Annotated in this window: 6 protein-coding genes and 2 pseudogenes; 4 read left to right on the top strand and 4 right to left on the bottom strand. The window is 43.2% G+C overall.

Features of this window, described 5'->3' with window-relative positions; all coding sequences use genetic code 11:
* A pseudogene (locus DP116_RS21225) lies at positions 1-1630 on the bottom strand (heavy metal translocating P-type ATPase); the annotation flags it as partial.
* A gap of 632 nt (positions 1631-2262) precedes the next feature.
* Here DP116_RS21225 and DP116_RS21220 point away from each other — a divergent pair.
* Positions 2263-3074: pseudogene (locus tag DP116_RS21220) on the top strand (IS630 family transposase); the annotation flags it as partial.
* On the opposite strand, the gene DP116_RS21215 reads toward DP116_RS21220, so the two are convergent.
* The gene (locus DP116_RS21215) at positions 2989-4677 is read right to left on the bottom strand and encodes an FAD-dependent oxidoreductase (protein WP_169157058.1); all 1689 of its coding nucleotides are present in this window, start codon (positions 4675-4677) and stop codon (positions 2989-2991) included. The pseudogene DP116_RS21220 and the gene DP116_RS21215 overlap by 86 nt on opposite strands.
* Before the next feature lie 382 nt (positions 4678-5059).
* Between DP116_RS21215 and DP116_RS21210 the strand changes: the two genes are divergently transcribed.
* The 3 genes from DP116_RS21210 (at position 5060) to DP116_RS21200 (ending at position 7205) form a co-directional block, all read left to right on the top strand.
* Positions 5060-5950, top strand: coding sequence for an MBL fold metallo-hydrolase (locus DP116_RS21210; RefSeq protein WP_246275733.1), 891 nt, complete (start codon positions 5060-5062; stop codon positions 5948-5950).
* Positions 5951-6051: 101 nt separating this feature from the next.
* Positions 6052-6507 carry a DUF8820 family protein gene (locus tag DP116_RS21205; protein WP_246275732.1) on the top strand — a complete coding sequence of 152 codons (456 nt, stop codon included), beginning with the start codon at positions 6052-6054 and terminating at the stop codon, positions 6505-6507.
* 26 nt (positions 6508-6533) lie between these two features.
* Positions 6534-7205, top strand: a complete 672-nt coding sequence (locus DP116_RS21200) for a DUF6745 domain-containing protein (protein ID WP_343038355.1) — start codon at positions 6534-6536, stop codon at positions 7203-7205.
* A gap of 393 nt (positions 7206-7598) precedes the next feature.
* Here DP116_RS21200 and DP116_RS21195 read toward each other — a convergent pair whose 3' ends face one another.
* Positions 7599-7910 carry a toll/interleukin-1 receptor domain-containing protein gene (locus DP116_RS21195; RefSeq protein ID WP_211173423.1) on the bottom strand — a complete coding sequence of 104 codons (312 nt, stop codon included), beginning with the start codon at positions 7908-7910 and terminating at the stop codon, positions 7599-7601.
* Between the two features lie 155 nt (positions 7911-8065).
* Positions 8066-8827, bottom strand: a 762-nt coding sequence (locus DP116_RS21190; RefSeq protein ID WP_169157055.1) for a TIR domain-containing protein, incomplete at its 5' end; no start/stop codon positions are given.

Genomic DNA, 8827 nt, shown 5'->3' with positions numbered 1-8827 from the left:
CTACAAAGACAACTTTATTATCTTTTCCAGAGCGGCTCAAGATTTTCTCAATTGCACTCACCTTGTCTTCTGGTAATAACTGAGCTTCGTAGGAATCTAACCCCAGATTTTGCGCCACCCTCTCGGCTACAGCTTGACTATCTCCCGTTAACATGATGGTTTCAATCCCCAATTTCTTCAAGGCTTGAATCGCCTGTATCGCGTCGTCCTTGAGTTCATCAGCAATTATAATGTACCCAGCGTAACGCTTATCTACCGCTAGATGAACGACTGTACCCTCAACGTTACAGACATCATGAACGATGTTTTCCCGATGCAATAAGCGGTCATTTCCCGCAATCACCAACCGATTTTCTACCAAAGCTCGGATTCCATGACCTGCAATTTCTTCGTAAGCTTCAATTAAGGATGGGTCAATTTCTTGACCATAGGCATCCCGGATAGACTGAGCTATGGGATGGTTGGATTGTGACTCTACTTCTGCTGCAAGTCGGAGTAGCTCTTCTTGGGTGAAACCATTTTTCGGCACAATCTGTGCCACTTTAAATACACCCTTTGTCAGAGTTCCTGTCTTGTCAAAGACTACCGTTTTGACTGCTGTGAGTGTATCTAAATAAGTAGAGCCTTTAACTAAAATCCCTCGTTTGGCAGCACCCCCAACACCTCCAAAGTAGCCAAGTGGGATACTAATTACCAGTCCACAGGGGCAGGAAATTACCAACAGGACGAGGGCGCGGTAAACCCATTGGGCAGAAGTTGCACCAGGAATAAATAAGGGGGGAAGTAGGGCAACTGCCAATGAGCCAAAAACGACAACTGGCGTGTAGTATCTGGCAAACTTGGTAATCAATTTCTCAGATTCAGCTTTTTTACTGCTGGCATTCTGCACCAAATCTAATATCTTAGATATGGAAGACTCACCAAATAGTTTGGTGACTTTGATGGAGAGAACTCCCGTTTTGTTAATCATCCCTGCCAAAACTGGTTCTCCAGCTTTCATAGTTCTTGGGACTGATTCTCCAGTTAGTGCAGAGGTATCAACCTGAGAACCACCCTCCACAATATCACCGTCTAAGGGAATCTTTTCCCCTGGCTTGACAACAATGGTATCCCCTATGGCTACTTCAACTGGCGATACTTTTTTAACAGAGCCATTCGTCGTCTTCAAGTTGGCGAAGTCAGGGCGAACGTCTAAAACAGATTTGATAGATTTCTTAGAACGACTGACCGCAAGTTCTTGGAATAATTCGCCGACTTTGAAAAACAACATTACCCCTACAGCTTCGGGTAGTTGATGGATGGCTAAAGCGCCTAAGGTCGCTACAGTCATCAAGAAATTCTCATCAAACACTCTGCCTCGGAGAATATTGCGTCCAGCGCTAGTCAAAACATTCCAGCCACTTAAAAGATAGGCTGGGATGAAAACCAGATATTCACCAACCGAGTAAGGTGTATTGTGTAACTGTTTTTCAAAAATTGAACCGAGGATAAATAAAATAACAACCAAAACAACAGTAGTCAATTCCGACTTGAGGTTAAAATCTCCGTCGCCGTGACCATGATCGTGGTCGTGTTCGTGGTCGTGATCATCGTGGCTGTGATTGGTCTGGCTGTGGTCGTGGTCATGCTCGCAACAGCCCGAATGTTTTGAATGTGGCTTTGACATGATTGTCTTTCTCGCTTACAGCAAAGAATAGGGGTTGAAATCATCCGTCACAAGCGTGGTAACTTTAGGAGCGGTCTCCTTACAGAGTTTGACTCTTCGCAATCCTCGACCTTAACTGTCTGGGTAGGTCGAGGTGGTTGAAAGCAGATCGGGTATTCTTTTATAAAAATTACCCATTTAATCTTCAGTTTATATTAAGAGTTTAACTTTGAGTCAAGCAAAATTAGTGGCTATTCTTTTTAGAGAAAATGATAATGATTACTTTTATTGTTTTGAAAATGAGAATGGCTCTTTATTAATTATTGAAATATCCAAAAATACCGAACTATACCCTGGTATTTCTTGAAAACTCAAGCTAATAGCTCAACCAGACTGGATTCACTATCAAGATAGTCAAATCCAGGAATTTGTTCTAGTAGTTGCTTCTTTCTAAAAAAGTAAGTTTTTTATCTAAAATCATCTAAAAATTTCATGCAAATTTCATAGTCATATGGTTAGTTTGAATTCTAGCAAACTACTTTATATAGGATTCCTATTTGATTTTTGAAAAAGAGTACGAGAGAATACGCACAGGTGTACAAGTGTAAGAGCAGATAATGATAAATCAGCATCTACAAACCGCAAGACTCCCACAGGAAGTAGCAACTGCAATGTTGGCTGAAGGAGCCGTCCTTGATGCGAAGTCCGTTCTGCAAGAATTTATTGCTCTGCGTCCAAATGCTCGTGAGGTAAGGAAAGCGCTAGCAGTCAAGCTGGTTTATCAAGGGTACTTATATGAAGAAATTCAAACAATTCTAGATGTGTCGCTGGGTTCGATAACAGGTTGGAAACAAGCCTATGAGCAAGATGGAATAGATGGACTGCGGCTGAACCATAGGGGAAGAAAGAGTTACTTGAGTAGGGAACAACGAGAAGAGGTGTTGAGTTGGCTACAAACAAAGGATTGCTGGGAGCTTGGGGAACTGGAGTATAAACTCGCTTTTGAGTATGAGGTAGTTTATGAGTCAAAGCAAAGTTACTACGACCTGTTCGATGCAGCAGGAATTAGCTGGAAGAAAACTACAAAGTCGAATCCCAAAGCTGACCCGGATGCTGTTGCGGCAAAAAAAAAGAGATTGGAACATTGCTGGCAAACCACCGAGAGGAAATCGAAACAGGAAAGTTGAGAGTATTGTTGCTTGATGAATGCCATTTGATGTGGGGAGACACGATTGGCTATGTATGGGGAAAAACAGACCAAGAAGTTACAGTTCCCGTCGTGAATGAGCGAGATAAACAGACATATTACGGGGCAGTTGACTATCTTGACCGAGAATTCCTACTTAAAGTTTACCAGGCTGGAAATTCAGAAAATACCATTGATTACCTACAATATCTGCTAACTCAGTCCCCTTTTCTTTTTTTGTGGGTAGAAAATCACCGTTAACTTGACGCTGTCTCTGAACAAAATCAACTGCACCGCTGCGTAATTCATCGAGTGTTGGCATTTGGTTGGAGCGCATCAGTTCAAAAATAGCCGCTGTTTCGGTATCCTTATGGCTGGTTGCAACTGCCAATACTTGATTATTTTTCACATAGCAAACAATAAATTCCTGTTTTTGCAGATCGCCATCCACAATCATCTCATCCCAACTTTCAGCATGTCCAACGTAGCGTAAGGGAAATTGGAATTGCATCGTCCAGAAAATAGGAAGTCCTTTAAATTTGACTGGTTTTCCTGCCATGTTATGAGCTGCAATCCGCCCTTGTTCTGCCGCAACTCGCCAGTGTTCAACGCGAATCGGTTCTCCTGTACGCCAGTCGGGATAACGAGCAATATCGCCTGCGGCGTAAATGCCCTCAGCTGCACGCAGGTATTCATCAACAACAACACTCTTATCTTTGGGATGCAAATTAACACCCTCAAGAAACTGTGTTGCAGGCTGTACGCCAATTCCTACAATGACTATATCGGCTGTTAAGCGATCGCCATTATCCAATATTACGGCTTCTACTTTACTACTACCTTCAAATTGAACCGCTTTCCTGCCCAATTTAAAGGAAACGCCATTCTCCTCATGAACCTGCTGAAATTGCTTGCCAATTTGCTCACCCAAGATTTTCTCAAAAGGTACAGAATCGGGCGAAACAACGGTTACTTGTGAGCCTCGCTGACTCAGTCCAGCAGCCATTTCCATACCAATAAAACTCGAACCAATCACCACCACCTGTCTTTTTTGCTCGGTGAGTGTCAAAGTGCGATTGGTATCATCAAAACTACGTAATGTGAAAATGTTCTGCAAGTCTGCACCTGGAATATCGAGCTGGCGTGGCTTTCCTCCTGTTGCTACCAACAGGGCATCATAAGTCAACGAATCACCATCACTCAAGGCGATCGCACCTGTTGTTGTCTGTACCTGCTCAACTCGCTTATTCAACAGCACTTCAATTGCGTGTTCTTTGTAGAAATCTGGCGAGCGCAACGGCATTTCCTCTCTTGATGTGTCACCAATTAAGTAGTCTTTACTAAGCTTAGTGCGATCATAGGGCAACTTGTCTTCCTGAGTAATCATGACGATTCGCCCCTGATATCCAGCGACTCGCAAAGCTTCTGCAGCATGAGAACCAGCCGCCCCCGCTCCTAAAATAACAAATGTGCGTTTATCAACGTTGGGGTCGAATTGTGCCATTTCGGGCGATCGCAACCCTGTTGTTTTCTCTGGTACGCTGACAATGACCTTTTCACCTTCAATGCGTACCGTATAGCACGCTAAAGAATCCAAGCCAGGAGGCTCTGTTTGGTCGCCATTTGTCACATCAAAACAGGCATTGTGCCAAGGGCAAACAACATAATGCCCACTCAACACCCCCTCTGCCAGTGGTGCTTTATAATGACTACAGTGTGCACCGACGGCATAAAACTTTCCATCCAATCGGCTCAGCAAAACTTCTGTCTCGCCGACACACACCTGTTGCATTTCACCATCTTTTAAGTCGTTAATATTCGCGACGACTGCTTCTACTTGTTTCATACCAAATTCTCAAATAACACTTAAGTAGCCATCATGAACTGCGTACACTCGGATACATGAAAACACTTCTTAACCTGTTCCCTGTTCCCTGTTCCCTGTTCCCTGTTCCCTATCCCTGTGAATTAATTAAACAAATCCACGATAGGAAAATACTTAGGTAGTTCTTGCTTGGACACTTAACTGTATTCCAAAATTTATGAATTTTTCAACGAATCAAGGGTACATTACTTGAAGTGAGAAATTCAGCCTTTGGGCATAGGCAAATTTTCAAAGCGAGTCTCAATTACTGGATTTTAGACTAGGACAGCAAAAGTGCACAAGAGCGATTAAATCCTGATCATATCCAAGTCAGAAATTTTTTCACCCCTTTTCACCCCTAAGTATGTTGATTATCCATACTTTTTCGTTTTTAAGAGAGATTGATACGAGCGTGAAATCATTTATGCGTATTCATCATCTTAATTGCGGTTGCATGTGTCCGATTGGCGGGGCACTTTTCGACGGTTTTAGTCGCGGGCTAACAGCCTGCCTCGTCTGCCACTGCTTGCTCGTCGAGACAAATCAGGGACTTGTTCTCATCGATACGGGCTTCGGTCAGCGCGATATCAAAGCGCCATTATCAAGACTCAGCCCGTTCTTCATGAATTTGAATCGTATCAAGTTTGAACAAAAATACACGGCGATCGCAGCTATTGAGCAGCTTGGCTTTCGCGCGCGCGATGTGCGCCACATAGTGCTTACCCACCTCGATTTCGACCATGCAGGTGGGTTGGAAGATTTTCCAGAAGCGATCGTGCATGTAATGCTCCCTGAGATTGAGGCAGCGCAAGAACGGCGCGGCTTTATCTCATCGCAACGCTATCGTCCTGGCCAGTGGGACGAAGTAAAACAGTGGAAATATTATTCAGCAAAGGGCGAACCTTGGTTTGGTTTCGAGGCAGTGCGCGACCTCGATGGACTACCACCAGAAATTCTCCTCATCCCGCTTGCTGGTCACACGCGCGGTCATGCTGGCATTGCCATCGAGACACCAGAAGGTTGGCTTTTACATGCGGGCGATGCCTACTTTTATCGGCACGAAATCGGAACCTCTAAACCAGACTGCACGCCTGGTCTGCGTGCTTACCAATGGTTGATGGAGGTAGACCGCAAGGCTCGACTTTATAATCAACAACGGTTGCGTGAGTTATCGCTCAACCACAGTAGTGACGTGCGCCTCTTTTGCAGCCATGATGCCATTGAGTTCAAAGCGTTCGCCGACCAAAATAATTAACAGGTGTAATAAATAATCTACACCTGTAATTGATGACACTCCCACAGCGTGAGAAGATTTCGCAATGCTTATCTTCAATAAAAAGCAGTGGGATTCTTGGTATGCCCTCCCTTGCCCGCTGCTTTGAACAACGGCAGACTCAAAACGCCCTAAAGATTTCTCGCTTGCAGCAACACTTGAGATATTTTTGGCAAAGGTATTGTTATGATCAGAACATGTTGAACGACCGTAACAACTCCCAAGCTAACCAACCTGGTGTTCTCTACAGACACGGCGACGTTCTGATCGGACGAATTGCTAGTTTACCAGTTGGTGCTCAAAGGCGTATAGGTGCTACTCTGGCTCATGGTGAAGTCACAGGACACAGCCATCGCATTCAGCAATCTAATGCTGTTCAGTTGTGGGTGCATGGTAGTAACCTTTTTCTAGAGGTTAAAGAACCAAGTGCCACATTGATTCATGAAGAACATCGGGCGATTGAATTACCCCAAGGGCTTTACCGCGTTTGGAGACAACGTGAATACCGCCCTGATGCTTACGTGGAGGTAACCGACTAATGCTCAAGATGATGTCGAATGGACGCGTGCCTAATAAACCAGTTAAGCAGCGCCCAAACGAAAGCCACGAGCCTGTATCGGCCCAACGTGCTCGAAAACTCATCCTTGAGCATCGCGCATGGGATGGTATGCGCGTTTTGGGTCATCTGGATTTAAGTGGGGCGTCGGAACTTTACAATCTACCTGAAAATCTCAGTTGTGAAAGTTTAGATATTAGAGACTGTGTGAACCTGACTACCCTTCCCAAAGGTCTGCACATCACTTATTGGATCGAGTTGGCTGGAAGTGGGATTACCAGTTTGCCTGCGGGGCATGGTTTCGTTTTGCGTTGGCGAGGCGTGCAGGTGAGTGATAGCATTGCCTTTGAATCCCAGTCCATAACGGGGCAGGATATCCTGAATGTAGAAAATGTTGAGTTGCGCCGCGTACTGATTGAGCGTCTGGGATACGAAACATTTTTGCAGCAAGTGGGAGGGTTAATTCGCGATCGCGATAAAGACGCTGGTGGAGAACGTCAACTTGTCTACATTCCTTTTGAAGATGACGAACCACTTATGGTCTTGAAAGTCACTTGTCCATCCACAGGACACACTCATATCCTACGCGTTCCCCCTTACATGCGGAGTTGCCATCAAGCAGCCGCCTGGATTGCAGGCTTTACAAACCCAGATGACTATCATCCTCTGATTGAGGCGTAGTATTAATTCGTAAAGTTAATATGTAATATCAAGTTCGGGTGATTACTTATAATACAATTTATCAATGTAGGTTGGGTTGAACGGCAGTGAAACCCAACATGAACAAGGATCAAGTGTTGGGTTTCGTTCCTCAACCCAACCTACAGATATTATAAGTGTTTAACCGAACCTGATATAACAATCCTATTTGAGTTAGAAAAATTATCAACCGCCAAGCGCGCAGCGTGTCCGCAGGACATAGACGAACTAGCGCGAATGAAGGCTTTCCCGACTTAGGCGACAGGCGTCGCCAAGAACGCCAACAAAAGAGAGAAGAGATAATTTTATAAATTATTTAGGACTGCTATTTGATTTTGACGAAGCTAGTACGGCACGGCGTAAATAAACCAACCATTAAATAGCCAACACTTTACCCTTGTATGTCCACTTAAAAGGTTTAGCCATTGTTTTATTCTCGTGACTCCTGAAGCGTCGATTGTATAACTCGGTACAGACTATCAGGACAAAGTTAGCTGCATCAATCTCGTCGTTCGCCCAACGGGGCCACCCTTGAGGTGGTGGATCTGATTCGTAGTACTGGTGTATGTTGCAATCAATCCCATCTTCCCGCAATTGGTCAGCTAGCTGTAACACCCGGTCTTTATGTTCTCGTGAGTCATGGCTGTAGCTGATAATTACTTTGGGAGAAATGGGGATGGAGTTCATTTGTATGCTTTTTAACAGAGACTTGACTAAAAAGTGCATATATTATATCAAAAATTAAGTATTTATCCACAGTTTTAAATCTTTTCTTACGCCTGCTGTTTTTTATTAAAGTAGTAAAGTACTAAGATTTATATAATTACTGCTTGAATAAGATATTATTGAGCACCAGTTATTTTTCTACGTGTCTCTCCTAGCTTCTTAATTAAAGTATTAACTATATGGTCAACTTGAGACTCCATATCAGTATCAATATTATAAGTCAGTCCTCCAACTCGATTAGTTTTATCAAACATTCCTGGTAGAGAGTCACTATACCAAATTGGAATCACTTCACTCTTACTAAAACGAGTTTCAAACTGTTCGGATTCAAACTTAGTCCAAATACGCGTTGGATAATCTTTACTGAGTAAAGCTATGATAAACTGTGCTTGGCTGTCATAAATTGGTTTTAAATATTCTTCCACATCATTTGCCAAAATTCGATGCTGTTCATCCTGATCATAGAAAACAGCAATTTCTGCTTCCGTTAATTTTCTAGCAATGGCTTCAGCTACATTTCTATTTGCACCTGCGAAAGATAAGGCAAAATCATATCTACCAGTAAAGCTTACAGATAAGTAACCTGCTTTTACTGCAAATTCATGCCATGATAAATTTCTAAGAAAAAATACAAATTTAGAGTCTTCTATACTTAAAATTTTAGTTAATGAATCATAGTGTATAACATCATAAAAATCTTCATGATTTCGAGCAATAAAATTCTGGATCAAACCTTTGTCAAGTAATGGTTCAACACTTGCTCTATGCTGTAAGTATCTTGTAATTGCAAAGTCTAGTTGAAGAGACCATTTATCATTATTAGCTAGCCAGTGTAAAATATGAAAGTATGGGGCACGCCCTTCACGGGACAATTTAGG

The organism is Brasilonema bromeliae SPC951, from assembly GCF_012912135.1.
Lineage (GTDB): Bacteria > Cyanobacteriota > Cyanobacteriia > Cyanobacteriales > Nostocaceae > Brasilonema > Brasilonema bromeliae.
The sequence above is the reverse complement of the archived record's forward strand: the minus strand, read 5'-3'. Positions and strand labels throughout refer to the sequence as shown.